Source organism: Halomonas sp. N3-2A (assembly GCF_002216165.1).
In the GTDB taxonomy this organism is placed as follows: Bacteria; Pseudomonadota; Gammaproteobacteria; order Pseudomonadales; family Halomonadaceae; genus Vreelandella.
This window is the reverse complement of the sequence record NZ_CP022286.1, coordinates 2,335,469-2,361,510: the sequence shown is the minus strand read 5'-3', so window position 1 is coordinate 2,361,510 and position 26,042 is coordinate 2,335,469. Positions and strand designations below refer to the sequence as shown.

At 52.3% G+C, this 26,042-nt stretch carries 26 protein-coding genes and 3 tRNA genes; 26 read left to right on the top strand and 3 right to left on the bottom strand.

The genetic code is table 11. The features are described 5' to 3' along the window. Positions 1-99 precede the first annotated feature (99 nt). The 14 genes from CEK60_RS11075 to CEK60_RS11005 all read left to right on the top strand — a co-directional run bounded on the left by CEK60_RS11075 (position 100) and on the right by CEK60_RS11005 (position 12,675). Entirely contained in the window at positions 100-633 is a 534-nt protein-coding gene (locus CEK60_RS11075) for a CinA family protein (RefSeq protein ID WP_089039075.1), read from the top strand. Between the two features lie 89 nt (positions 634-722). Continuing rightward, entirely contained in the window at positions 723-1,784 is a 1,062-nt protein-coding gene (recA, locus tag CEK60_RS11070) for a recombinase RecA (protein WP_089039074.1), read from the top strand. A 555-nt stretch (positions 1,785-2,339) separates the two neighbouring features. Next, complete coding sequence (locus CEK60_RS11060; RefSeq protein WP_089039073.1) at positions 2,340-3,374, top strand: glycosyltransferase family 2 protein; 1,035 nt, start codon at positions 2,340-2,342, stop codon at positions 3,372-3,374. 48 nt (positions 3,375-3,422) lie between these two features. After that, positions 3,423-4,541, top strand: coding sequence for an NAD-dependent epimerase/dehydratase family protein (locus tag CEK60_RS11055; protein WP_089039072.1), 1,119 nt, complete (start codon positions 3,423-3,425; stop codon positions 4,539-4,541). Beyond that, positions 4,538-5,314 (top strand): glucose-1-phosphate cytidylyltransferase, encoded by a 777-nt coding sequence (rfbF, locus tag CEK60_RS11050; protein ID WP_089039071.1) that lies wholly within the window; start codon positions 4,538-4,540, stop codon positions 5,312-5,314. Before CEK60_RS11055 ends, rfbF begins: the two co-directional genes overlap by 4 nt. Positions 5,315-5,321: 7 nt before the next feature. Then, positions 5,322-6,668 (top strand): NAD(P)H-dependent oxidoreductase, encoded by a 1,347-nt coding sequence (locus CEK60_RS11045; RefSeq protein ID WP_089039070.1) that lies wholly within the window; start codon positions 5,322-5,324, stop codon positions 6,666-6,668. Positions 6,669-6,671: 3 nt separating this feature from the next. Next, positions 6,672-7,220, top strand: coding sequence for a dTDP-4-dehydrorhamnose 3,5-epimerase (gene rfbC, locus CEK60_RS11040; RefSeq protein WP_089039069.1), 549 nt, complete (start codon positions 6,672-6,674; stop codon positions 7,218-7,220). Between the two features lie 16 nt (positions 7,221-7,236). Next, positions 7,237-7,698: a regulatory protein RecX gene (locus CEK60_RS11035; protein WP_089039068.1), complete on the top strand. Its 462-nt coding sequence runs from the start codon at positions 7,237-7,239 to the stop codon at positions 7,696-7,698. Between the two features lie 169 nt (positions 7,699-7,867). Next, positions 7,868-10,477: an alanine--tRNA ligase gene (gene alaS, locus CEK60_RS11030; RefSeq protein ID WP_089039067.1), complete on the top strand. Its 2,610-nt coding sequence runs from the start codon at positions 7,868-7,870 to the stop codon at positions 10,475-10,477. Between the two features lie 97 nt (positions 10,478-10,574). Beyond that, positions 10,575-11,825, top strand: a complete 1,251-nt coding sequence (locus CEK60_RS11025) for an aspartate kinase (RefSeq protein WP_089039066.1) — start codon at positions 10,575-10,577, stop codon at positions 11,823-11,825. Between the two features lie 194 nt (positions 11,826-12,019). Then, complete coding sequence (csrA, locus tag CEK60_RS11020) at positions 12,020-12,208, top strand: carbon storage regulator CsrA (RefSeq protein ID WP_009722197.1); 189 nt, start codon at positions 12,020-12,022, stop codon at positions 12,206-12,208. 124 nt (positions 12,209-12,332) lie between these two features. Next, a tRNA-Ser gene (locus CEK60_RS11015) sits at positions 12,333-12,425 on the top strand. Between the two features lie 29 nt (positions 12,426-12,454). Next, a tRNA-Arg gene (locus CEK60_RS11010) sits at positions 12,455-12,531 on the top strand. 67 nt (positions 12,532-12,598) lie between these two features. Next, positions 12,599-12,675: transfer RNA gene (locus CEK60_RS11005), tRNA-Arg, on the top strand. A 152-nt stretch (positions 12,676-12,827) separates the two neighbouring features. Here CEK60_RS11005 and CEK60_RS11000 read toward each other — a convergent pair. Then, complete coding sequence (locus CEK60_RS11000) at positions 12,828-13,826, bottom strand: tRNA dihydrouridine synthase (protein WP_232471506.1); 999 nt, start codon at positions 13,824-13,826, stop codon at positions 12,828-12,830. Between the two features lie 127 nt (positions 13,827-13,953). On the opposite strand from CEK60_RS11000, the gene CEK60_RS10995 reads away from it, so the two are divergent. The 3 genes from CEK60_RS10995 to CEK60_RS10985 all read left to right on the top strand — a co-directional run bounded on the left by CEK60_RS10995 (position 13,954) and on the right by CEK60_RS10985 (position 17,454). Continuing rightward, positions 13,954-14,211: an OadG family protein gene (locus CEK60_RS10995; RefSeq protein ID WP_089039064.1), complete on the top strand. Its 258-nt coding sequence runs from the start codon at positions 13,954-13,956 to the stop codon at positions 14,209-14,211. Positions 14,212-14,304: 93 nt separating this feature from the next. Continuing rightward, positions 14,305-16,119 carry a sodium-extruding oxaloacetate decarboxylase subunit alpha gene (oadA, locus tag CEK60_RS10990; protein ID WP_089039063.1) on the top strand — a complete coding sequence of 605 codons (1,815 nt, stop codon included), beginning with the start codon at positions 14,305-14,307 and terminating at the stop codon, positions 16,117-16,119. Positions 16,120-16,131: 12 nt separating this feature from the next. Further along, the gene (locus CEK60_RS10985) at positions 16,132-17,454 is read left to right on the top strand and encodes a sodium ion-translocating decarboxylase subunit beta (RefSeq protein WP_089039062.1); all 1,323 of its coding nucleotides are present in this window, start codon (positions 16,132-16,134) and stop codon (positions 17,452-17,454) included. A gap of 117 nt (positions 17,455-17,571) precedes the next feature. Here CEK60_RS10985 and CEK60_RS10980 read toward each other — a convergent pair whose 3' ends face one another. Together CEK60_RS10980 and CEK60_RS10975 are read right to left on the bottom strand one after the other, a co-directional pair. Further along, positions 17,572-18,198: an IMPACT family protein gene (locus CEK60_RS10980; RefSeq protein ID WP_089039061.1), complete on the bottom strand. Its 627-nt coding sequence runs from the start codon at positions 18,196-18,198 to the stop codon at positions 17,572-17,574. A 27-nt stretch (positions 18,199-18,225) separates the two neighbouring features. Further along, positions 18,226-18,624 carry a LexA family protein gene (locus CEK60_RS10975; protein ID WP_089039060.1) on the bottom strand — a complete coding sequence of 133 codons (399 nt, stop codon included), beginning with the start codon at positions 18,622-18,624 and terminating at the stop codon, positions 18,226-18,228. Between the two features lie 260 nt (positions 18,625-18,884). Here CEK60_RS10975 and ccmA point away from each other — a divergent pair, with 260 nt between their 5' ends. Genes ccmA through ccmI form a run of 9 tightly spaced genes read left to right on the top strand, consistent with a single transcriptional unit; the run spans position 18,885 to position 26,039 of the window. Next, the gene (gene ccmA / locus CEK60_RS10970; protein WP_089039059.1) at positions 18,885-19,505 is read left to right on the top strand and encodes a cytochrome c biogenesis heme-transporting ATPase CcmA; all 621 of its coding nucleotides are present in this window, start codon (positions 18,885-18,887) and stop codon (positions 19,503-19,505) included. A gap of 48 nt (positions 19,506-19,553) precedes the next feature. Then, complete coding sequence (ccmB, locus tag CEK60_RS10965) at positions 19,554-20,252, top strand: heme exporter protein CcmB (protein WP_172422509.1); 699 nt, start codon at positions 19,554-19,556, stop codon at positions 20,250-20,252. Between the two features lie 14 nt (positions 20,253-20,266). Beyond that, the gene (locus CEK60_RS10960; protein ID WP_089039058.1) at positions 20,267-21,007 is read left to right on the top strand and encodes a heme ABC transporter permease; all 741 of its coding nucleotides are present in this window, start codon (positions 20,267-20,269) and stop codon (positions 21,005-21,007) included. Further along, a complete protein-coding gene (gene ccmD, locus CEK60_RS10955) occupies positions 21,007-21,240 on the top strand; it encodes a heme exporter protein CcmD (RefSeq protein ID WP_089039057.1) in 234 nt (77 codons plus the stop codon). The genes CEK60_RS10960 and ccmD overlap by 1 nt, the downstream gene beginning before the upstream one ends. After that, complete coding sequence (gene ccmE / locus CEK60_RS10950) at positions 21,230-21,739, top strand: cytochrome c maturation protein CcmE (RefSeq protein ID WP_038481712.1); 510 nt, start codon at positions 21,230-21,232, stop codon at positions 21,737-21,739. The genes ccmD and ccmE overlap by 11 nt, the downstream gene beginning before the upstream one ends. A gap of 52 nt (positions 21,740-21,791) precedes the next feature. Then, positions 21,792-23,810, top strand: coding sequence for a heme lyase CcmF/NrfE family subunit (locus CEK60_RS10945; protein ID WP_089039056.1), 2,019 nt, complete (start codon positions 21,792-21,794; stop codon positions 23,808-23,810). Beyond that, positions 23,807-24,334: a DsbE family thiol:disulfide interchange protein gene (locus CEK60_RS10940; RefSeq protein WP_089039055.1), complete on the top strand. Its 528-nt coding sequence runs from the start codon at positions 23,807-23,809 to the stop codon at positions 24,332-24,334. The genes CEK60_RS10945 and CEK60_RS10940 overlap by 4 nt, the downstream gene beginning before the upstream one ends. Then, positions 24,325-24,795 (top strand): cytochrome c-type biogenesis protein, encoded by a 471-nt coding sequence (locus CEK60_RS10935; RefSeq protein ID WP_089039054.1) that lies wholly within the window; start codon positions 24,325-24,327, stop codon positions 24,793-24,795. Before CEK60_RS10940 ends, CEK60_RS10935 begins: the two co-directional genes overlap by 10 nt. Further along, on the top strand, positions 24,792-26,039 hold the full coding sequence (ccmI, locus tag CEK60_RS10930; protein WP_089039053.1) for a c-type cytochrome biogenesis protein CcmI: 1,248 nt from the start codon (positions 24,792-24,794) through the stop codon (positions 26,037-26,039). Before CEK60_RS10935 ends, ccmI begins: the two co-directional genes overlap by 4 nt. Positions 26,040-26,042: the final 3 nt, after the last annotated feature.

Genomic DNA, 26,042 nt, shown 5'->3' with positions numbered 1-26,042 from the left:
TTTAAGCGACTTCTTTGGGCAATTTCTTTGAGCAATTTCTTTGAGAAAGTTAAACACGGTATTCTACGCTGAACTGAGGTCTCACATGAAGGAGTCACCATGGCACCTAGCGTTTCAAGCCTGAAGAATCTTGACCTATCACTGCTCGCTCAACGCTTGGGAAGGCTGTGTCAGCAGCTTGAGGTTGAAGTTTCTACCGCAGAGTCCTGTACAGGCGGCGGTATCGCCAGCGCAATTACTTCTGTGGCAGGTAGCTCTGCGTATTTTACAGCGGGTTATGTAACCTACTCCAATGCTGCTAAAACGCGTATGTTGGATGTGCCCGAGGCGCTTATCGAAGCCCATGGCGCGGTCAGTGAGCAAGTAGTTAATGCAATGGTTAAAGGTGCTTGCTTAGCAAGTGGGGCTGACTTAGCGGTTGCCGTCAGTGGAGTGGCTGGTCCTGATGGTGGCAGTCAAGAGAAGCCTGTTGGTACCGTATGGCTTTCCTGGGGCAGTGCAGAAAGCCAACAGGCAGCGTGTTTCCACTTTCACGGCGACCGACAGGCGGTACGCGAACAAGCCGTACGTGAAGCATTGGCCGGCCTAGTTGCGCGCTTGACGGCCCAGGCCAACGGCAGTGAAAAGAAATAAACATTAAATATGGTGCTGAGGATTTGTTTAGCCGCTAATCTTTGGCATACTACTGGCTAATTATACAGTTTGTGATGAGGAATTTCTGCATGGCTCAGGATGACAACCGCACCAAAGCGCTAAATGCTGCACTTAGCCAGATTGATCGCCAGTTTGGTAAAGGGACTGTTATGCGCCTTGGCGATGCACCGCGCGTGATAATGCCGTCTGTCTCCACCGGTTCACTGGGGCTTGATATCGCGCTTGGTATCGGCGGGTTGCCGTTTGGGCGCGTATGTGAAATTTATGGCCCAGAGTCATCAGGTAAAACGACGCTGACCCTGTCAGTCATTGCGCAGGCGCAAAAACAGGGCAAAGTCTGTGCGTTCGTCGATGCAGAGCACGCTCTGGACCCCAGCTATGCAGAAAAGCTCGGGGTTAATCTAGACGACTTGCTGGTTTCCCAGCCTGATACCGGTGAGCAAGCGCTGGAAATTACCGACATGTTGGTACGGTCTGGCGGGGTAGATGTGATCGTGATCGACTCCGTGGCTGCACTAACGCCGCGTGCTGAAATCGAAGGCGAAATGGGCGACTCCCACGTTGGTCTGCAAGCACGTTTAATGTCTCAGGCATTGCGTAAAATTACCGGTAATATCAAAAACGCCAATTGTTTAGTGGTGTTTATCAACCAGATCCGCATGAAAATCGGTGTGATGTTTGGTTCGCCCGAAACCACGACCGGCGGTAACGCACTTAAGTTCTACTCCAGCGTGCGTCTGGATATCCGACGTACAGGCTCCGTAAAATCGGGTGACGAAGTCACTGGTAACGAAACCCGTGTGAAGGTAGTTAAAAATAAAGTGGCGCCGCCATTCCGTCAGGCAGAGTTTCAAATTCTCTACGGTAAGGGTATCTACCATGCGGGCGAGGTGATTGACCTGGGCGTGCAGTGCAGCTTGGTAGACAAAGCGGGCGCGTGGTACAGCTACAAAGGCAAAAAGATTGGTCAGGGCAAAGCCAATGCAGCTCAGTATTTAGAAGAGCACCCTGAAACCATGGAAGAAATTGAAGCGCAAATCCGAGCACAATTGCTTGCTCCGCCGGATGCAAAAAAAGAAGAAGCTCCTGAGGCAGATGTTGCCGCTGAGAGCGATGATGATTTGCTGTAAGCCTCTTTATGATGCCGTTCTCTAAGCCGTTGAGTTAACGTCGTGTGACGTGGCGATTCAAATACTGTCTCGGCGCGAGTGCTCTCGCGCTGAGCGAGTATGCAAGTTGCAGCAAAAAGCATTTCAGCCTGGTGAGATTGCTGTCTGCAGTAGCAAGCTAAATTTGGCGATAAGCCTAGCCTGTATTTTTAGCATGAAAAAAAGGGGTACCTAAAAAGGTGCCCCTTTTGCTTTTCTGTATGAGAAAAATGGTACTGCAAACTAGATTTTTGATCCGTCCATGCGCTTGACAGAAAAAAACATGTCGCTTATTTTTTAAATGTAACTTTTAATATCATTAGGTATCAGATTGTAACTTGCAGTCGCCGTTGCTACTACGTTTCGTTGCTACTACGTTTCTATGACGGAGCGTTCGGTGATTGTAGGTTAGGGGCTGCTTATATAATTATAAAAGAATGAAATATAACTTTTCATATGATGGAGAGCCTGGTGGTTAAGTTTAAAGGCTAACCTTTATCGCGAAAAGAAAAAGCTCATCTTTGGGGAAAGTGTGCTATGCATAAAGTATTCGCGGTAATCCTTACTTATAATCGAAAGGAACTACTGAAGCGATGTCTCGATGCAGTGTATTCCCAGTGCCGCTCTTGCGATCGTGTCATCGTCATTGATAATGCAAGCACTGATGGTACCCAAAAGATGTTGTCCGAAAGCAGTTACCCTGGTCTTATGGTACATGTGCTGAAGGATAATATTGGCGCCTCTGGGGGATTTAATGCAGGTATGCGTCTCGCCTATCAAGAGGGTGCCGATTTTATTTGGACAATGGACGATGATGTCATACCTGGTTCTGACGCACTTCACTTTTTGTTATTAGCCGATGAAGCGCTTAAAGATAAAGGAAAAAAACCAGCTTTTCTTCTTTCCCAGGCCTTCACTGAAACTGGACTGGTTACTAATACTCCTATTATTAGTCCTTTGAAAAATGCCATTGGTTATCGAGACTGGCACGAGCTGCTTGAGCTGGGTGTAGTGGCTGTGCATCGCGCTACTTTCGTTTCAATACTGCTGCCGCGGACTACCTTGGCGCAACATGGCTTACCAATTACCGCGATGTTCATCTGGGGAGAAGATAGTGAATTTACCTTAAGAGTCACTCAAGAAAACCCCGGTTATGTTGTTGGTATGAGTAAAGTGCAACATTTACGCCAAGAAAATGGCCCTATCAGTATTCTTAATGAAAGTAATCCGGAGCGCTTTAGGTTATACCGCTACTTTATTAGAAATAAAATTTATATCGCTCGTAAATATCGCCATTTTCCACATTATCGCTACCTTATGATTTCAGAAGTTTATCGAGTTGCTCGGCTCTTTTTTATACTTTTGTTTAGAGGTGAAGTTCGTAAGGCCAAGATAGTTCTGCACGGAATGTTAGAAAGTCTGTGGTTTTACCCTGAGTCTGAAGCTGCAGATACACCTATTGAAAAAATGCAAACTTCCACGTGGCGGTTAGACCAGCTATGCCAAGAGCAAGCTGACTTGAAGGAAAAAAACAGGATAAAAAATAAAAGCAGCTTTAAGACAGGGTCGTGAGAATACTTGGTTTAATGACGCTCAGGCGCTAAATGATGGGGTGATATTTTGAAAATATTAATCGTGGGCAATATGGGGTACGTCGGCTCCGTACTGGTAAGAGAGTTAGCCGCACGATATCCATCTGCCACTCTTCATGGTTACGACAATGCCTATTTCGCGCACTGTCTCACGGGAGCCGATTCCCTTCCCGAACGTTATCTCGCCCAACAGTTTTTGGGCGACGTTAGGGATATTCCTGCTGGTTTTTTTGAAGGCTACACGGCCGTGGTGCAACTGGCTGCTATCTCCAATGACCCCATGGGAGATCGTTTTGCTGCCGTCACGGCTGACGTCAATCAATACGCTACGGTGGCCATGGCCAAAGCAGCGGCTCAAGCGGGAGTGGAAAACTTCGTGTTTGCCTCGAGTTGCAGTATTTATGGTATTGCCCTCGGTGCGCCGCGTTGTGAAGCAGATGCTGTGGCTCCGGTTACCGCCTATGCCTGTTCAAAAATTGCCGCAGAAGAAGCCTTGGCGGGCATTGAGGGGGACATGGTGATTACTAGTTTACGCTTTGCGACTGCCTGTGGAATGTCGGAACGTCTACGCCTGGATCTAGTGCTCAACGATTTTGTCGCCTGCGCGCTTAGTCAGCAGCATATTACCGTGCTTAGCGATGGGTCACCCTGGCGACCCTTGATCGATGTCTCCGATATGGCAAGGGCCATTAGTTGGGCGATACAGCGTAAGCCCGAAAATGGGGGGCGCATCCTCAATATCAATACCGGCTCTAACGAACGCAACCATCAGGTGCGGGATCTAGCGATGGCGGTTGCCCAGGCAATTCCTGGTACCACTCTGAGTATCAATACCCAAGCACCGGCGGACAGCCGCTCCTACCAAGTAGATTTCAGCCTGTTCGCTAAGTTAGCACCAGAACATCAGCCAAAAATGACACTTTGGGATTCGATAATAGGGGTGGCTAATGGGCTAAAAGGCATGAAGTTTACTGATGCCCAATTCCGAACCTCACGCTATGTGCGCCTGCACGCGCTACAAGCGCATATCGACGAGGGTCGCCTGTCCGAGAACCTGAGTTGGCAAATTCGTAATGGAGTGACTCCCACTGCTTCGCCGGGCTCTTCCTCGGTTACTTCGATGCCTGAAATGGAGGCTAAGCCATGAAAGTTGCAATTTTTGCGGGAGGGTTTGGCACGCGTTTGAGTGAAGAAACGGCGATTCGTCCAAAGCCTATGGTGGAAGTAGGAGGGCGACCGATTCTTTGGCATATCATGAAAATGTATGCCCATCACGGCTTGAAGGAATTCGTCGTGCTGGGTGGCTATAAGGTTGAGTATATTCGCGACTACTTTCTCAATTATCGCGGTAACCGAACCGACTACACCATTGACCTGAAAACAGGCAAAGTCGCCTGGCTTCAAAGCGTGAACGATGACTGGAAAGTCACCGTGCTGGATACCGGCGCCGATGCCATGACAGGTGGGCGGCTTAAGAAGGCCATGCATTTACTGGCGGATGAGCCTTTCTGCTTGACCTATGGCGATGGGCTGAGCGACCTGGATATTACCGCGCTGATCGATTCTCATCTGGCCTCAAAAAATTGGTGCACCCTGACGGCAGTAACGCAGCCGGGCCGCTATGGTGCGCTGCGCTTGCAAGAAGGTAACAATCAGGTGGAAGGCTTTCGCGAAAAGGGAGAAATAGATGGTGGCCTGATCAACGGCGGCTTTTTCGTCTGTGAGCCGGAAGTATTCGAGACGATTAACGACAGCCAGACCGTATGGGAAAACGAGCCCATGCAGCGAATGATTGAAATGGGCAGATTGGGATATTTCCATCACAACGGATACTGGCAAAGCATGGATACTCTGAGGGACAAGATGGTACTGGAGGCCGCTTGGGCGGAAAGTGCTCCCTGGAAGCTTTGGAAGGAGTGAGTCTCCGATGATTATCGTTGATACAGCACTTGCCAAGCGAGAGGCTCAAGGCAATCCCATTCGAGTAGGAATGATCGGAGCCGGGTTCCAAGCGAGGGGGATCGGCCTGCAGATTATGACGGCAACAGCGGGAATGCGTCTTTGCGCTATTGCCAATCGTCACCTTGATGCAGCGGTCAAGGTCTATCAACAAGCCGATATTGAACCAATCGCCTGTGACACTCAGCAGGAGCTTGAAATGGCGATTGCTGCGGGGCGAGCGGCAGTTACTGAGAATGCCGTGGCTCTGGCTCGCGCGGAAGGGCTGGATGCGATCATCGAGGTAACCGGCTCGTTGGAGTACGCGGCACATGTTGTGCTAGCGGCACTTGAAAGTGGTAAAGACGTCATCCAAATGAACGCGGAACTCGACGGTACGATCGGCCCTATTTTAAAAGCGAAGGCTGATGCTGCAGGCGTTATCTATAGTTTTGCCGATGGCGACCAGCCAGGCGTACAGATGAATCTCTATCGCTTCGTCGCCGGTCTGGGTGTTAAGCCTGTGCTGTGTGGCAACATCAAGGGGCTGCATGACCCTTATCGCAATCCGGCTACCCAGGAAAGTTTTGCTAAACGCTGGGGACAGAAGGCGGCGATGGTGGCGTCTTTTGCCGATGGCACCAAGATTTCGTTTGAACAGGCGATTGTCGCCAATGGTACCGGCATGCGAGTCGCTCAACGCGGCATGCTCGGTCCTGATTTTTCCGGTGGTGTGCCTGGTGGACCCTTGGTACCTATCGAGGAGACGATAGCGGCGTTTGAACCCTACCTAGATCCGGCAGGGCCGGGGCTGGTGGATTACGTTGTTGGAGCACGGCCGGGGCCGGGTGTGTTCGTATTGGGCACCATCGATAATCCCCGTCAACGGCATTATCTCGAGCTTTATAAAATGGGCGAGGGGCCATATTACTGCTTTTCAACGCCTTATCACCTTTGCCATTTTGAAGTGCCCACGTCCGTTGCGCGAGCAGTGTTGTTCCGTGATCCGGTTTTATCTCCTTTAGGCGGCCCAAGGGTGGGTGTGATCGCTATGGCCAAGAAAACCTTGCATGAGGGCGATAAAATCGAAGAACTCGGAGGCTTCGAAGTCTACGGCATGGCTGAAAACATCGAGGTGATACGGCGTGAACGGCTACTGCCTATCGGTCTAGCGCTGGGGTGCCAGGTGGTTGGTCGTGTCGAAAAGGACGCGGCACTGACCTTCGATGATGTTCTTATTCCACCATTGCGCTTGATCGATCGTCTGTATGCTGAACAAGAAGCCATGTTTGCCTTGGAACCCCTATCTGGCACCGCCGCTACTTTTGTGGAGTAAGCCATGCTATTTCATCAAACGAAACTCAAGGATGCCAAGCTGATAGAGCTTGAGGCCCATGGTGATGAGCGGGGCTTTTTTGCCCGGACTATGTGCCGCGCGGAGTTTGAGCGCCATGGTTTGCTGGGCGATTTTGTACAGCAGAATACCTCGTTCTCAGCCAAGAGAGGTACTCTGAGGGGGCTGCATTACCAGCGAGAGCCGCATGCTGAAGCCAAGCTGGTGCGCTGCCTCCGGGGGAGCATTATTGACGTTATTGTGGATATTCGTGAAGACTCAGAAACCTACCTGCACCATCAGCTGTTCGAGCTGACCGAGACCAATCGGTACCAGCTTTATGTGCCGCCAGGCTTTGCGCACTCCTTTCAGACGCTGAGCGACGATGTTGAGGTCAGTTATCTGGTGTCGGCTGCCTATCATCCCGAGGCTGAAAGTGGTTTGCGCTATAATGATGAGCGCCTCGCGATTGAATGGCCTATTCCGCCCACAGTTGTATCCGAGAAGGACGCCAATTGGCCATTGATCAGTGAGCGAATTGACGCACTCTTCTAACCGTTGAGAGAACAGTATGTTCCCCCCCAGTAGTGAGTTAACGCCGCGTGAAGTGGCGATTCAAATGCTGTCTCGGCGCGAGTACTCTCGTGCTGAGCTAGCGCGCAAGTTGCAGCAAAAATCATTTCAGCCTGATGAAATTGATGTCTGTCTGAATAGCTTAGAAGAGCAGGATTTACAGTCCGATGAACGTTTTGCCGAAAGCTTTATACGTTCACGGATTCTTCGTGGGCAAGGGGTTATTCGCATTAAGGGGGAACTGCGCCAGCGGGGCGTAGATCAAGAAACGTCAACGACGGCTTTTGCCACAGTAGAAGAGCGCGAGGCCGTAGATTGGTTTGAGCTAGCTCGCGATACCTTGGCTCGGCGCTTTTCCTCGCCAGGTGATACTCCCAAAGAGCGTGCTAAACGCGAACGTTTTCTCGCCACACGCGGCTTTAATTTTGAGCAAATCCGCTACGCGTTGTCTTGCTTGTAACTCCCCTTATATGAGCCTTCTCCGGGTATTTTTTCACCCTCTGTTTTAGTTCTGGCACTAACTGCGGCTTTAGTCGTTTGACAACTGCGTTATAATGCCCCTTTTGCGACCCCAGCGGGTGGCGGCGATAGCGCCCTGGGGCATCATGCTTTCTTGTCACGGATACCCTATGAAAAGCGCAGAGATCAGACAGGCCTTTTTATCTTTTTTTGAAAAGCAGGGGCATACTATTGTGCCCACCAGCTCTCTAGTGCCGGGCAATGACCCGACGCTGCTCTTCACCAATGCAGGCATGGTGCCCTTCAAAGACGTTTTTCTTGGCCGTGACCCGCGACCCTATGTACGCGCCACGTCAGCCCAGCGCTGCGTGCGTGCTGGCGGTAAGCACAACGATCTAGATAACGTTGGCTACACGGCGCGTCACCACACGTTTTTTGAAATGCTGGGTAACTTCAGCTTTGGTGACTACTTTAAGCGTGATGCCATTCGCTTTGCCTGGACATTTCTGACGGAAACGTTGGGCCTGCCCAAAGAGAAGCTCTGGGTCACGGTGCATATCAGTGACGATGAAGCCGAGCGTATCTGGAAAGATGAGATCGGCATTGACCCTGAGCGTTTCTCAAAGCTTGATGAAGATAATTTCTGGCAAATGGGCGACACCGGTCCTTGTGGCCCCAGCTCTGAAATCTTTTTTGATCATGGTCCGGAAGTATGGGGCGGCCCGCCTGGCAGCCCTGAAGAAGATGGCGATCGCTACATCGAAATCTGGAACCTGGTGTTCATGCAGTTCGATCGTGATGCCGCTGGAACATTGAATCCGCTGCCTAAGCCTTCCATCGATACGGGAATGGGCTTGGAGCGGGTGGCTGCTGTTATGCAGGGCGTTCACTCCAACTACGAGATCGATCTGTTCCAAAACCTGCTGAAAGCTGCTGCTGAAGCGACAGGCCATGGTGACACCACGACGCCTTCGTTACGCGTGATTGCCGACCATATTCGCTCTTGTGCCTTCTTGATTACAGACGGCGTTCTGCCTTCCAACGAAGGGCGCGGCTATGTGCTACGTCGGATTATTCGCCGGGCGATTCGCCATGGGCATAAACTGGGTGCTTCCGAGCCGTTTTTCCACAAGCTGGTAACCGCACTAGATACTGAGATGGGCGACGCCTATCCTGAATTGCGTGAAGCGAGTGAACAAATTACCCGCGTGCTGCTTAAAGAAGAAGAGCAGTTTGCTCGCACGCTGGACCACGGCATGGGGCTATTGAATGCGGCGCTTGAAGAGCTGCAAGGTGACGTGCTGCCTGGCGAAACCGTCTTTAAGCTTTACGATACCTACGGTTTCCCCTTCGACCTGACGGCGGATGTATGCCGTGAGCGTGAAGTCACACTGGATGAAGCCGGTTTTCAGCGCGAGCTAGAAGCGCAACGTGAACGTGCGCGGGCGGCCAGCCAGTTTGGCGCTGACTACAGCGCTGCTATTGACCTGGAGGGTGAAACCCAGTTTACCGGTTACGAACATCTGGCCGACCAAGCGACAGTTACTGCCATCGTGGATAGCGAAGGTAATGCGTTAGCGGCTCTGGAAGCTGGCCAGAAAGGCACCGTTGTACTGGACCGTACGCCATTCTATGGTGAATCGGGCGGCCAGGTGGGCGACACCGGTTACTTATATGTTGATGGCGGTCGCTTCCAGGTAACCGACACGCAGAAACAGAGTGGCCACCACCTTCACCAGGGGATTATGGTCGATGGCGCGTTGAGCGTCGGCGCTAACGTGCGAGGCGAGGTGGATGCCAGCTTGCGTAGCGCGACCATCCGTAATCACTCGGCGACTCACTTGCTGCATAAAGCACTGCGTATGGTGCTGGGTGATCATGTTCAGCAAAAAGGCTCACTGGTAAACGCAGAGCGCCTGCGCTTTGACTTTAGCCACTTCGAGCCGATGACCGCAGAGCAAATAGCGGAAGTAGAGCGGCTGGTAAATGAGCAGATCTTAGCGAATGCGCCGACCAAAACGGAGCAGATGAGCCTTGCAGAGGCGAAAGCTAAAGGGGCGGCCGCGCTATTTGAAGCTAAGTATGCCGATAACGTGCGGGTGCTGACCATTGGCGCTGATGACTTCTCTATCGAGCTGTGTGGTGGTACTCACGTGAACCGCAGTGGTGATATTGGTTGTTGCCATGTGGTGAGCGAAGTAGGTATCGCTTCTGGCGTGCGTCGTATCGAAGCGATTACCGGTGAAAATGCGCTGGCTTACTTCCGTGAGCAGGAAGCTCGTGTTCAGCGGCTTGGCGAACGACTGAAAACCAAGCCCGAGCAAGTGGAAGCTCGGGTTGAATCGCTGGTTGAGCGTAACCGCGCGCTGGAAAAAGAGCTTGAGCAACTTAAAGCGAAGCTGGCAAGCGCTGCGGGGAGTGACATGCTTAGCCAGGTGCAAGAGATCAACGGTGTTAAGTTACTGGTCACCCAGCTTGAGGGTGTTTCGGGTAAAGATTTACGTGGCGTGCTTGATCAGTTGAAAAACAAGCTTGGCTCAGGCGTTATCCTGCTTGGGGTTGCAGATACCGCGGCAGGTAAGGTGAGCTTGATTGCTGGGGTTACCCAGGACTTAATCGGCCGCGTAAAAGCGGGTGAATTAGTCAATCATGTGGCTTCGCAGGTAGGCGGAAAGGGTGGTGGTCGCCCGGATATGGCTCAAGCGGGTGGAAGTTTACCCGATGCCTTGCCAGCAGCATTAGGCAGCGTGCCGGCTTGGCTGGAAAATACGCTTAGCTAATTACAAAGGCCGGTGGCACTATTTGCTACCGGCTTTTTGTTAAATAGCAATAACAATACTCACTCTCCATTCCCGAACCTATAGGAAAAAACGGCATATGGCATTATACGTACAGAAGTTCGGCGGCACCTCTGTGGGCTCTGTCGACCGTATCAAGGCCGTGGCGGAAAAGGTTAAAGGCTTTCGCGATCAAGGCCACCAAGTGGTAGTGGTGGTGTCCGCGATGAGCGGAGAGACCAACCGCCTGACGGATATGGCAAACGCAATCAATGATGACCCAGCGCCGCGTGAAATGGACATGCTGCTCTCAACGGGCGAGCAGGTGACCATTTCGCTGATGGCAATGGCGCTTCAGCAGATAGGTGTTTCTGCTACTTCTCATACGGGGGCTCAAGTCGGCATTCACACCGATAGCGCCCACACCAAAGCACGTATTCGGCGCATTGAAACCGATGACCTGAAAGCTGACCTTGATGAAGGCAAAGTGGTTGTGGTGGCTGGCTTCCAGGGTGTCGATGAAGACGGCAATATTACGACGCTGGGGCGTGGTGGTTCTGATACCACAGGTGTTGCGCTTGCTGCAGCGCTTGGTGCTGATGAGTGTCAGATATACACCGACGTTGATGGTGTTTACACCACTGACCCTCGCGTGTGTTCCAAGGCTCAGCGCCTTGAGAGCATTACCGTGGAAGAGATGCTTGAACTGGCAAGCCTGGGCTCCAAAGTTCTACAGATTCGCGCCGTCGAATTTGCGGGCAAGTACAACGTACCACTTCGTGTGCTGTCGAGCTTTGAAGATGGCCCCGGCACCCTAATTGTTGCAGACGCAGACCAAGACGAGGACGCTATGGAAGAACCGCTAATCTCCGGTATCGCTTTTACTAAAAACGAAGCTAAATTGACCCTGTTGAATACGCCTGATGTGCCAGGTGTCGCATCGCGTATTCTTGGTCCTATCGCCGATGCCAATATCGAAGTCGATATGATTGTGCAAAACGTGGCGCCTGCTGGCGATTACACTGACTTCACCTTTACGGTTGCTAAAGGCGATTACAAAGCGACCAAGAAGTTACTTGAAGAGACGGTAATTCCTGATTTGGGCGGCGGTGAGCTGCGTGGCGATGACAACATTGCCAAAGTATCGCTTGTGGGTGTTGGTATGCGCTCTCATGCCGGTGTTGCCTCTAAAATGTTCCGTGTTTTGGCCGACGAGAACGTCAATATCCGTATGGTTTCCACGTCGGAAATTAAAATTTCCGTCGTTATTGATGAAAAGCATATGGAGCTTGCGGTTAATGCCTTGCACAAAGCATTCGGTTTAGATAAATCTGATATCGAATCTGAATAACAATTGCGCACTAAACCTTCTACGCTGAAGGATACTTGCTGCCGTGTGGTGGTGAGCTTTCTTTCAACGGGAGGTTAAGGTGTCATAGGAGCTTGAGCCATTGGTGGTGGCGGCACCCATACCGCATAATAGTGTGGTGCCGCTGTGAGCGGACACAACCCGTTGTATAAAAACGTCTGAGAAGGAGATCAGCCATGCTCATCCTAACCCGCCGTGTCGGCGAAACACTGATGATAGGTGATGAGATCACCGTTACAGTGTTAGGTGTGAAAGGTAATCAAGTACGTATTGGTGTAAACGCGCCAAAAGACGTCGCGGTTCACCGTGAAGAGATTTACCAGCGCATTCAGCGTGAACGCAACAGCGAAAGCGAATCTGAGTAAATGGTTGTCTGTGTTGCGTCTACTACAAGGCGTTTAAGCGGTAACTACGGGGCGGTGCGAAAAAAATTGGCATAGGGCTGGACAGCAGTCGTCAAAATCGGTAATATTCGCGCCGTGCCGTTGAGGAGAGGTGGCCGAGTGGCTGAAGGCGCTCCCCTGCTAAGGGAGTATAGGGTTTATAGCCCTATCGAGGGTTCGAATCCCTCTCTCTCCGCCAACTGCATAAAGTAACATCAATTTGGATAAGCGCCCGTAGCTCAGCTGGATAGAGTACCTGACTACGAATCAGGGGGTCGGAGGTTCGAATCCTCCCGGGCGCGCCAGCTTGAATTCAGAAGTTATTGATGTTATTATGTTTTTCTTCGCGAAGGCGATGTTAAAAACTGTTAAGCGCCCGTAGCTCAGCTGGATAGAGTACCTGACTACGAATCAGGGGGTCGGAGGTTCGAATCCTCCCGGGCGCGCCAAATTCGAAAAACCCGCTTTCTACTGAAAGCGGGTTTTTTCTTTTCTAGCCTGGCCATGGTGGCTCGTACTTTGGTCTTGCGATCGTTTAAAGCGCCCTTCTGTGCACAGCAGAAGGGCGCTTTTTTTGTTCTAATCTAATGCTGAAAACGACTTATGCGGGCTCGCAGCAAAGTGATGCGCTGGGAATCAGGTTGTTAAGCAGCGTATCGAGATCCGTAAGGCGTTTCAGGCGCTGAAAGTGTTGGTTCGCTTCGCTATTGCCTTGGCGCATTTGTGCTAGCCACTGCTTGACGAGTGACACCACGACTCTATCTGGTAGTTGTCGCCGCTGTAGGTCGGCGTATCGCTTTAGCACGTTGGCACGCATTGCCCAGGTGGTGTCAGGGAGGCGCTCTCCTGTGCGCTGCCAGTGGCGTATGCGAGCTGCAAGCCATGGGTCTGAGAGGGCGCTACGGCCAAGCATGACATCCTCGCAACCTGATAGCGTGCGAGCCTTCCAGTAGTCCTCTAGTGTCCAAATATCGCCGTTTGCAACGACAGGGATTGATACCTGGTGGCGAACTTTGCCAATCCACTCCCAGTGTGAAGGTGGACGATAGCCTTCATCTCGTGTGCGGCCATGGACAACAAGCTGTGCAGCGCCGCCAGCTTCTGTGGCCTGGGCACAAGCGACTGCTAAGCGACGATCGGAAAAGCCAAGGCGGATTTTAGCCGTCACTGGAATTTCGCCGTCTAATGCTTCGGCGACCGCTTTTACGGCGCGATAGACGCGATCTGGCTGGCGAAGTAGCGATGCGCCACCATCATGACGATTAACCAGTTTGGCGGGACAGCCAAAGTTAAGATCAATGCTGATAGCGCCCAGCGAGAGCGCCTGTTGCGCATTGCTGGCTAGCGCCACGGGGTCTGATCCCAAAAGCTGCAAATGCACGGGAACGCCGCTAGGGGTGGCGACGCTGCCTGCTGACAGTTCGGGGCAATGTTTATAGAACACGCGAGGGGGGAGTCGTGTGTCGACCACCCTGACAAACTCAGTCACTGCCCAGTCAAAACCTGCCTGCTGAGTCAGTAAATCACGCGTTAAGGCGTCGATGACACCTTCCATAGGCGCTAGGCCTATCCTGCCTTTATGTAGTAAATTAACAACCATGACTTCCACTATGGCGCGATTGCAATCTATCCTGGATGTGGCAGGTTAGTGTATTAGCCTCACTGCGCCAAGCGCCTTTAGAGGCTATTGGTGTGCCGAAAAGCATTTGAAAGAGGGGGAATGCGGTATGCAAGAGTCAGAGTTGCTCCAGGAAGGGCTTGCCCTTATGGGGTTGGGTATGGGTTTTGTATTTGTTTTTCTTACGGTTTTGGTAATTAGCGTTACGCTAATGTCGAAGTTGATTAGCCGTTTTCAGCCTGCTCCTATAGCAGCGCCAAGCGGCCGAAATAATGCAAAACCATCTGCACCGAAAGGCCAGGATGATGAAGTCAGGGCAGTGATTAGTGCTGCAGTGCACCGTTATCGTTCTTCGCGCCGTAAGTAAGGCCCTAGTTTTGTAGCTATCCTACCGCTCAATTACTATTTATTTTGTTAAATTTACTACAAATCCATAACGTGAAAATTGTGAGCCACGACCATGAATGAAACAAAACGTCCTCTGGGGATCACTGATGTTGTTCTTCGCGATGCCCATCAATCGCTGTTTGCCACCCGTTTGCGTCTTGATGACATGCTACCGATTGCCGAAAAACTCGACAATGTTGGCTATTGGTCATTAGAGACTTGGGGTGGAGCAACGTTTGATTCATGCATTCGCTATTTGGGTGAAGACCCTTGGGAGCGTATTCGGGCACTGAAAGAGGCGATGCCGAATACACCTCAAGCGATGTTGTTGCGTGGCCAAAACTTATTAGGCTATCGCCACTACGCCGATGACGTGGTTGATAAATTTGTCGAGCGCGCTAAGACCAACGGGGTTGATGTGTTCCGCGTGTTTGACGCGATGAATGATCCGCGCAATCTTGAGCGTGCGATCAAGGCGGTTCGCCAAGTAGGTGGACATGCACAAGGCACCATCTCTTATACGGTTAGCCCGGTACATACCCTGGATAGCTGGGTAGAGCTCGCTAAAACCATTGCCGCAATGGGCGCTGACTCACTGGCTATCAAGGATATGGCGGGGCTTCTGACGCCTTATATTGCCTATGATCTTGTCACGCGGTTGAAAAAAGAGCTGTCTATTCCCGTTCACTTGCATTGTCATGCGACTACCGGGTTGTCGACCTCGACAATTTTGAAAGCCGTCGAGGCAGGCGTCGATAATGTCGATACTGCGATCTCTTCCATGTCCATGACGTATGGTCATAGTCCGACTGAATCTGTCGTGGCCATGCTCAAAGATACCGATCGTGATACCGGTCTTGACCTGGAATTGTTGGAAGATATCGCCAGCTATTTCCGTGAAGTGCGCAAAAAGTATGCGGCGTTCGAAGGCTCGTTGCGCGGTATTGACTCACGCATTTTGATTGCCCAAGTGCCTGGCGGCATGCTCACCAACATGGAAGGCCAGCTTAAAGAGCAGGGCGCCGGCGATAAACTCGACGATGTGTTGAATGAAATCCCCCGGGTACGCGAAGACCTCGGCTTTATTCCGCTGGTGACGCCGACCTCTCAGATTGTGGGTACTCAAGCAGTGATGAACGTGATGATGGGTGAGCGTTACAAGTCCATCTCCAAAGAAGTTCAGGCGTTGCTAAAAGGTGAATACGGCTCCGCGCCCGCGCCGTTTAATGCAGAGCTGCAAAAACGCGTGCTCGAAGGTGGCGAACCGATCACCTGTCGCCCGGCAGATAACCTGTCGCCAGAAATGGACCGACTAGCGACCGAGCTTAAAGAAAAAGCGAGCGCAGACAGCATTCGTATTGCCAGCGGCGAGCAGGGAATAGATGACGTGCTGACCTACGCGCTGTTCCCGCAAATTGGTCTGAAATTCCTTAAAAATCGTGACAACCCGGATGCCTTCGAACCCGCCCCTCAAGTGGCTGAGGCGAAAAGCGCTAACGTACCGGCAAAAGCCGCAAACAAAGCGCCAGCGGTTTCGAGTGGCCCGGAAACGTATACCGTTAAGCTCAATGGCAAAGCGTTTGTAGTGGAAGTGTCTGAAGGTGGCGAGATAGGCGCGGTGCAGGAACAGGCGGCAATGAGTGCTAACGCACCCAAAGAGGAAGCGCCTGCATCTAGTGGAGAAAGCATTGATGCACCGCTTGCTGGCAATATCTTCAAGGTCAATGTACGCCCGGGTGACCAAGTAGCGGATGGCGATGTGGTGATTATTTTGGAAGCCATGAAAATGGAAACCGAAGTGCGTGCCAGTAGTGCCGGTACCGTATCGAAAGTTAACGTCAGCGAGGGTGACAGCGTCACCGTCGGCGATTCGCTGATCGAGCTTTAAGGGCATTTGGCAATGGAAAAACTAATTACCTTATGGGAGGGCTCGGGGCTTTATAACCTTGAGCTTGGTCAGGCGGCCATGATTTTGGTAGGGCTTGGGCTGCTCTATCTTGCCATTCACAAGAAGTTTGAGCCGTTGCTGCTGGTGCCAATTGGGTTTGGCGGCATTCTTGCCAATATCCCTGAGGCGGGCTTGGCAATCTCAGCGCTCGATCAAGCGATTGAGGTGGCAAAACCTGCTGTGCTGCAGCAGATAGCTTCCGTACTGGGCGCTACCCTTGATCCATTAAGTGGTGTGGAAGCTTGGCGAGAGTCGCTTAAAGCGATTGCCCACGATACTGCAGCTCCCGATCAATTGCGTGCGGCAAAGGATATTGCGGTTGGCGTAGGTTATAGCGATGGGATGCTCTATAACTTCTATAAAGTAGCGATTGCCTCTGGTATTGCGCCATTGATTATCTTTATGGGCGTGGGGGCCATGACCGACTTCGGCCCGTTACTGGCTAACCCGCGGACGCTCTTTTTAGGCGCGGCTGCTCAGTTTGGCATTTTTGCCACACTGTTTGGTGCTGTGATGCTGACCTCACTGGGGGTGATGGACTTTTCGCTTAATCAAGCGGCCGCCATTGGTATTATCGGCGGTGCTGATGGTCCAACGTCTATTTATGTATCAAGCGTATTGGCTCCTGAGTTGCTGGGTGCTATCGCAGTGGCGGCGTACGCCTACATGGCGCTGGTGCCGCTGATTCAGCCGCCGATTATGCGGCTGCTGACCACGCAGAAAGAGCGTCAAATTAAGATGACGCAGCTGCGTCCGGTATCCAAACTGGAAAAGATCGTTTTCCCGCTGATGTTATTGATTGCCGTCGCGCTTTTCCTACCTGATGCAGCGCCGCTGTTAGGGATGTTCTGCTTTGGTAACTTGATGCGTGAGTGCGGTGTGGTTGAGCGCTTATCGGATACGGCGCAAAACGCTCTGATCAATATCGTGACGATTATCTTAGGGCTATCGGTGGGTTCCAAGCTGATGGCAGATAGCTTTCTGGCATTCGAAACGCTGGGTATCTTGGGCCTGGGTATTGTGGCGTTTGGTATTGGCACGGCCGCAGGCGTGTTGATGGCGAAGCTGATGAACCTAGTCAGCAAAATGCCCATTAATCCGCTGATTGGTGCCGCAGGTGTTTCGGCAGTGCCGATGGCTGCGCGAGTAGCTAATAAGGTTGGCTTGGAGTCGAACCCGCATAACTTCCTGCTGATGCATGCCATGGGCCCTAATGTGGCCGGTGTTATCGGTTCTGCCGTTGCGGCGGGTGTGATGATTAAATATTTGGGCTAAAACCCGCTAGCAGTACCATTGCGCAGTTATCGTTACGTAATGGTTAGCGACTAAAACGCGGCTTACCGAGCAATTGCTCGCGTAAGTCGCGTTTTTTTTGTCAGCGATATAATAATCTTATTGTGGCGGCACTTTTTGAATATCGAGGGCTGTCTTTAGGCGATTTTCAAGCGTAGTGAAATTTAAGGTCTCATCTCTTGGCCAGCCAATCGTAAGGCATACGCCGTTGCCATCGTACTCTGCCTGTTGGACGGGAATTTTCTGCTCGTCACACCAAGCGCGCGCGACGGCTTCATGGGCAAAGTTGACACGCAGCTGGTAGTTATCCCGTTCGACGACTTCGCGGGTAGGTAATGTTTCAATCCCGGCGTTAACCGACTGTGCGTAAGCCCGGGCAAGTCCACCCGTGCCCAACTTGGTGCCGCCAAAGTAACGAATCACCACACAGCCTATTTCACCCATCTGGCTACCGAGCAAGGCTTGATACATGGGTCTGCCGGCAGTGCCGCCGGGTTCGCCATCATCAGAGAACCCTATGTGCGTTTGTTCACCAGGAGGGCCCGCAATAAAGGCCGTGCAGTGATGACTTGCATTGGGATGAGCGGTTTTTGCCGCCTGCAACATTGCATGATGGTCAGCTGTGCTGGGTGCATGGCATATCCACGTGAGGAAGCGACTTTTTTCAACCTCAATTTCAGCGGTATGCCATGTGGCGGATGCTAGGTCTGGAACTCGGTAACGCAATCGATGCTCCCTAAAGCGGGTGGCGAATTAGTGGTGCCGAGTGTTGTTAGCGCCATGCTCGACGCCCATTACCATTCCCAGCACTTGAATATCACAATTATGCAGGAAGACGGCAGGCATGGCTGCATCTTCGGGCCATAAGTGAACGCCAAGTCGACTAATGGAAAGTTGCTTTAGGGCAACTTCTCGCTGGTTTATCGTCGCGATAGCGGTTTCTTGATGGCTACCTTGTTGATAGCGGCGAATAATGATGACATCGCCATCGAATAGATTGCATTCACGCATTCTGTTGCCGCGCACGCGAAGCGCATAAGTGTTGCGCCGCGTTACACGAGGTGCCGAATAAATAGGGCGACCTGTATTCGACGTCGTTTGAGATAGCGCATGTTGAGTTATGTTCAAGGGTGTTGGCATTGTCATCGTCATGCAGTTTTCTCCAATGCAGCGCCCGCTCCCTAGGCGTGTAATTGAGCAGATTGCTGTGTTTATAATCGGTAATGTTTTTTCATACAGTGTTTGTAGTATAGACCTGTTTTTGCATACAGTGCTAGTGCTCTGCATTGTCTATTGTTCTTAAGCGAAGATTGGTTGAAGTGTGATGCGACCCCTGACCGCAGAGAGCGACTGGCGAGAAAGGGGCTTTCCGTGTAGAGTTCGACGCAAAATCTACGTGCCTGGAGATATCCTTGAGCCTCTGCCTACAAGCCCGACAGCTAGCCTGTGAACGCGATGATCGTTGGCTGTTTGAGGGGCTAGATCTTGATATTCAACGTGGCGAAATAGTGCGTATCGAAGGCCCTAACGGGAGCGGAAAAACGACACTGTTGAAAATTCTTTCAGGCCAGTTGAGCGACTACCATGGCGACATTTATTGGAATGGCGACTCAATGCGCGAGGTGCGTGAACATTTTCTCGCCAATCTACTCTATTTAGGGCATGCCCCTGGCATAAAAGCGGGGCTTTCTCCGCTGGAAAACTTAGCGTGGTACCAAGCGCTTAGCGGCGAAAAAGGCGACGATTACCAGCGTGAAGAAGCGCTGGCACAGGTTGGGCTGAGTGGCTTTGAGGATGTACCCGCCGGGCAGCTTTCTGCTGGGCAGCAGCGGCGAATTGCCCTTGCGAGACTGACGCTTACTAAGCGGGCATTGTGGGTCCTGGATGAACCTTTTACAGCCATTGATCGCCACGGAGTGGCAGCACTAGAAGCGCAGCTTGTTGCGCATGCCAACGCGGGAGGCTGTGTCTTAGTGACGACACATCATGAGTTAACCGCATCATCCGTGCTTAGGCGCGTTCAACTGGGGTAGAAGGAGACAGCGTTGCCAAGCTCACACGCCACGACAGGCATCCCAGAAATGTCGATGCATGCGCCTTCCGGTGGGCTCATGGTCGCCATTAGTGCCACCTTTAAGCGAGATCTAACGCTGTTGCTACGTCGTCGTGGTGAAGTGCTTAACCCATTGGTGTTCTTTGCCTTGGTGATTACGCTCTTTCCGATCGGCATTTCACCTGATCCCCAGTTACTGGCAGAAATAGCGCCTGGGTTGCTGTGGGTGGCGGCATTGCTAGCGGCATTGCTTTCTCTGGATAGTCTGTTCCGGAGCGACTACGACGACGGTAGTTTGGAGCAGCTACTGTTAGCCCCTCAGCCGCTGGCGGCGCTTAGCCTTGCCAAAGTTGCTGTTCACTGGCTGCTGACAGGACTGCCTTTGGCACTTATGGCGCCGATTTTAGGTATCATGTTGGCACTTCCTGCCGGTAGTTACATGGTTTTAGCGCTATCGCTGGCATTGGGAACCGCAAGCCTCAGCTTGATTGGTGCGATTGGCGCCGCGCTGACCGTCGGATTAGCTCGCGGCGGTGTATTGCTGTCACTGCTGGTGCTGCCGCTCTATATTCCAGTGCTTATTTTTGGTGCTGGCGCCGTGCAGGCCGCTATTTTAGGCGATGGTATCGCGGCGCATCTGGCTATTTTGGGCGCACTTTTAGCGATTTCGTTAATGCTAGCACCTTGGGCTATTGCCGCCTCGCTACGCATCAGCATCAACGGTTAAAGGACGAAAACACCATGTGGGCCTTTATAAATAAACTGAGATCACCCAAGTGGTTCTACGCGATTAGCGCCAAGCTTCAGCCCTGGTTCTGGGCAGCGGCGGTGCTCCTGTTGCTGCTGGGAAGCGTTTGGGGGCTGGTATTTGCTCCCGCGGATTATCAGCAGGGCAATAGCTTTCGGATTATCTATGTCCACGTTCCTGCCGCTTTCCTAGCACAATCCATTTTTGTCTCAATGGCAATTTCAGGCTTGGTATATATGGTCTGGAAAATCAAAGTAGCCGATATGGCAGCCACCGTGATGGCACCATTAGGTGCTGCGATGACCTTTGTAGCACTTTTTTCAGGCGCAGTATGGGGGGTGCCTACCTGGGGAACCTGGTGGATGTGGGACGCACGCTTAACGTCCATGCTGATTTTGCTGTTTTTGTATTTAGGGGTCATTGCACTGCGCGGTGCTTTCAGTAGTCGCGATAGTGGATCTCGTGCAGCCTCAGTGCTGGCGATGGTGGGCGTGATTAATATTCCGATCATCAAATATTCGGTGGAGTGGTGGTACACCCTGCACCAGCCTGCCTCGTTTACGATTACCGGACGTTCGGCAATGCCTATGGAAATGTGGGCACCGCTGCTCATTATGGTACTCGGCTTCTACTGCTTTTTTATAGCGTTAACCCTGATGCGCACGCGCAGTGAAATACTGCGCCGTGAAACCAATAAGCGCTGGGTGCAAGAGCTAGTAGAGGAGGTGAGATAATGGCTTTTTCCTCACTTAATGAATTTTTTGCCATGGGTGGCCACGGGCTTTATGTGTGGGCTGCTTGGGGCATGACTGCGTTGTTGATGCTGGTGATAGTTTGGCATGCGCGCCTCGAGCGCAGCCAACTGCTGAAAGGCGTGAAGCGCCGTGTGCGCCGCCAAAACGCCCACTCCCAGGCCGCGCAAGCACCAGTTAACTCTGCTCAAAGGGACGTTCGTCATGACGCCTAAACGTAAACAGAAGCTGTTCGTTATTTTAGGGTTGGTTTCATTAACCGCGATAGCGGTGGGGCTGACACTTTATGCGCTGCGCTCCAACATCAATTTATTTTTTAGCCCGGTACAGATTGCTCAGGGCGACGCGCCCATGGAGCGCCAGATTCGCGCGGGCGGAATGGTTAAAGAGGGATCGGTGTCGCGTGATCCTGAAAGCCTTGATGTTGAGTTTACCGTGACGGATTACGTCGATGACTTGGAGGTCTACTACAGCGGGATTCTGCCGGATCTTTTCCGTGAAGGGCAGGGGGTGGTCGTGGTAGGAGAGCTTCAGACAGATGGGCGCTTATATGCCGATAAAGTCTTAGCCCGCCACGATGAAAATTATATGCCGCCCGAAGTGGCGCAAGCATTGGAAGAAGCAGGTTACTCCCCGGCAGATTATCAGGCAAAAGCGGCTGAGGTGGGTAAGCGTTTGGAGCAGGAAGGCACCCCCCAAGCAAGCGATTATTAATGTCTTATCGTGTCAAGCAGGCGGTTATGCCCACTGCTAATTCGGAGCGCGCATGTTCATCAAAATGATTCCTGAAATAGGCCACTTTGCTCTGGTCATTGCCCTGTTGATGGCCGTGATACAAGCTGTGATGCCGCTGGCAGGCGCGGCCACTCGGCGTCCGCTGTGGATGGCTTATGGCAAGCCCATGGCAACAGGGCAGTTCCTGTTTATTGCCATTGCCTATTTGTGTCTAACAGCTAGTTATATGCTGGATGACTTCAGCGTTGCGAACGTTGCCAATAATTCCAACTCGCTACTGCCCTGGTACTACAAGTTTAGTGCCGTGTGGGGAAATCATGAAGGCTCCGTCTTATTGTGGAGCTTAATGCTGGCTGGTTGGGGGTATGCCGCTTCGGTATTTTCCGGTGATTTGCCGCGCGATATGGTGGCGCGAGTGCAAGGCGTCATGGGAATGGTCTGCGTTGGCTTCCTGCTGTTTATCTTGATGACCTCCAATCCATTTGAGCGGCTACTGCCGAATATGCCTCAAGACGGGGCTGATCTGAATCCGCTGCTGCAGGACTTCGGGTTGGTTGTGCATCCCCCGATGCTGTATATGGGGTATGTCGGCTTCTCGGTGGTATTTGCATTTGCCATTGCCGCGTTGCTAGGTGGGCGTTTAGACGCTGCCTGGACACGTTGGGCACGTCCCTGGACTAATGTGGCCTGGGCATTTCTAACCGTAGGCATCGCGCTAGGTAGTTGGTGGGCTTATTACGAGCTGGGCTGGGGCGGCTGGTGGTTTTGGGATCCGGTTGAAAACGCCTCACTGCTGCCCTGGTTAACGGGAACGGCGCTGGTGCACTCGTTGGCGGTCACTGAAAAGCGCGGTTCGTTTAAAAGCTGGACAGTACTGCTGGCTATTTCAACCTTCTCGCTGTCATTAATGGGCACGTTCCTGGTGCGTTCTGGCGTGCTGACCTCAGTGCACGCGTTTGCTAATGACCCTTCCCGCGGCTTCTTTATCTTAATGCTGTTGGCGATTACCGTAACGCTGTCGCTGCTGGTATTTGCGCTGCGCGCGCCCCGTGTGAGCCATAAAGTCGGCTTTAATTGGTTATCCCGTGATTCGCTGTTGTTGGTCAATAATATTCTACTGGTCATTATGACGGTCACCGTACTGTTAGGCACGGTCTACCCGCTAATTCTGGACTCCCTTGGGTTAGGTAAGATCAGCGTAGGGCCTCCGTACTTTAATGCACTTTTTGTACCGCTAACGGTGGTGATGTGCATGTTTATGGGACTTGGCCCGATCGCCCGCTGGAAAAGCATGAGTGCCAGTGAACTGTGGCATAAGCTTTGGCTGTCAGGCGCCGCTGCACTGGTCCTGGGCGGTGCTATGCCGTTGCTATATGGCGGCGAGTGGAATCTTTGGGTCTCCTTGGGCATTGTTTCGGCGCTCTGGATCGTACTGCCTATCGTGCGTGACGTGTTCAATAAAGTCCGCCATGCCAGCTCCTTTTTGGCGGGGCTGCGCAAGCTGTCGTTAGCATATTGGGGCATGGTGCTTGGTCATGTGGGCATTGCGGTCACCATTGTTGGCGTGGCGGTTGTTTCCAATTACAACATCGAACGCAACGTGCGGATGTCGCCGGGCACGACTGTTGAAGTGGCAGGTTATCAGTTCACCATGACGGAACTGGCAAATCGCCGGGGCCCGAACTTCCTGGCAGACACGTCTATCATTCAAGTGCAGCGTGGCGACTCCGGACGTAGTTTTGTGATGCGTCCAGAAAAGCGCCTCTATCTCGCTACCAGAATGCCAATGACCCAGGTGGCGCTTCGTCCCGGGCTTTTCCGCGATCTCTATGTCGCCATGGGGGAAGACCTTGGCGATGGTAGCTACGCGATGCGTGTTCAATACAAACCGTTTGTACGCTGGTTATGGCTCGGTGGGTTGTTGATGGCTTTCGGTGGCATTCTGGCGATAGTTGATAAGCGGTACCGTCGTGTCGTGTCGCGCAAAGCGCCTGCTAGCCCGGCTTCTGCAACGTCTGAGCCTGCAACGTCGAAGGAAGCTATGGTATGACACGTCGCCTACTACTTTTACTACTGCCGATTGGCTTTCTGGGGATTGCCTTGTTCCTTTATCAAGGGCTAGGGCGCGACCCTTCGCACCGCGACTCGGCGCTAATGGCCAGGCAATTTCCTACCTTTGAAGCCACGACACTGCGCGATGAAAATCGCCAAGTTGATCAAACCCTGTTAACTGGCGATGTCACCTTGGTGAATGTATGGGGCGAATGGTGCCCCGCTTGTAAGCAGGAAATGCCGCAGTTGCTGGAGTTGGCTGATCAGGGCATTCGCATGGTCGGCATTAACTATCGTGATACTCGCGAAAAAGGGCTGGAGTTCTTGAGCGAGTTTGGTGATCCCTTCGAAGTTAATGTGTTTGATCCTGACGGTAACCTTGGCTTTGATCTGGGGGTTTACGGTGCGCCGGAAACTTTCTTGGTTGATGCTGACGGTGTCATTCGCTACCACCACAAAGGTTACGTGTCACCGGAAGACGTTCGTGAACGCATTCTGCCGGAGGTGGAAAAATGGCGCTAATACGCTTAATGCTTACCGTCGCGCTGCTGACACTGACTAGCGGCGCGTTGGCCGGCGGGATTGAGATACGTGAGTTCGACGATCCTGTTACGGAGCAGCGTTACCATGATCTCACCGCTTCGATGCGCTGCCCTCTGTGTGAGAACCAGGCAATCGATGATTCTGATGCGCCAATTTCCGCGGATATGCGTGAACGTGTCTATCAATTGCTCCAGGATGGTCAATCGGATATCGAGATTGTTAACCACATGGTGCAGCGGTTTGGAGAGTACATTCTCTATAACCCGCGTTTAGAAAACCGCACTTACCTGCTGTGGGGGTTGCCGATAGGTTTGGTGCTGCTCGGCGTAGTGGTCGTCGTGATGATGGTTCGCGCTCGTCGTAATGCCTCAGCGAAAGCGCTTAGCGCCGAAGAACGTGCCCGCCTGGATGCCCTGATTAACCGCGAGAGGTCTTCATGACACCGCTGTGGATTGCGATTGCTTTACTATTACTCCCCGCGCTTTGGTTATTGATAGCGCCGATGCGCGATGCCCGCACGCTACGCGACAAGTTAGATCACTTCGAAGCTAACGATACTGCTGATGAGCAAAACGTGGCGATTTTTAAGCGTCGTTTGGCCTCGTTGGAAGCTGCTCGCGAACGTGGCGATATGGATGAGGAGCGGTTTAAAGAAGACCGCCTGGAGCTAGAGCGTAGCCTGTTGGAAGACACCGCCAGCCGTACTAAGCGCCCCTTAAAAACGGCGACGGCAGGCAGGCTTGCTATCCCCTTGGTGATGGTGGCCGTGGTGGGAGCGAGTACGTTTTGGTACCAGCAGAACGGCGCGGAAGGCGATTTAACACTTTACGCTATTCAGCAAGAAGTGCAAAACGACCCCGATGGCTCACTGGTCATGTATTTAGAGCGCATGGAAGCAGAAGCCGAGCGTCAGCCGAATAATCCCAATGTGTGGAGTTCACTGTTTCCGCTTTACCGTGAAACCGGTCAGGCCGATAAAGCAGCCGATGCGTTAGAACGGTTGATTGCTATTGAAGGGCGGATTCCTCCGCTGTTGGCGCAACTTGCTCAACTGCGCTTTTTTATGGCGGAGCGTGAACTGACTCCTGAGGTACAGTCGCTAGTGGATGAGACGCTAGCGCAAGACCCACGCCAGCCCACAGTGCTCGGCTTGCTTGGCATTCATGCGTTTGATAATGGTGACTATGAAACAGCGGTAGACCACTGGCGTCGTGCTGTCGCAAACATAGAAGATCCCGAAACGGCATCCTCCTTGCGCGAAGGTATTCGCGTTGCTCAAGAGCGTTTAGGAGTAGAGCCAGAAGCAGCGGCGGTTGAGGCCGCCCAAAGCCAAGGCGTGCGTGTGAATGTTTCATTAGACGAAGCACTGATGGATAACGTCAGTGACGATGCTAGCGTGTTTATTACTGCTCGAGACATGCAAGGCGAACTGCCGCCACTGGCTGTTATTCGTGCCCAGGTGTCAGAGCTTCCCATGACCGTCGTGTTGGACGACACCGCAGCTATGTCCCCCCAAGCGCAAATCTCCCAGGTGCGTGAAGCACGCTTAGTTGTTCGCGTTTCGCAATCTGGTCAGGCGACCCCTCAACCTGGTGATCTGTTTGGCGAGCTGGAGAGCGTAAGCGTTGGACCTATTAATGAGGATGATGCGGCAAATGTTGTTATTGACCGCGTTTTTGAATAACGT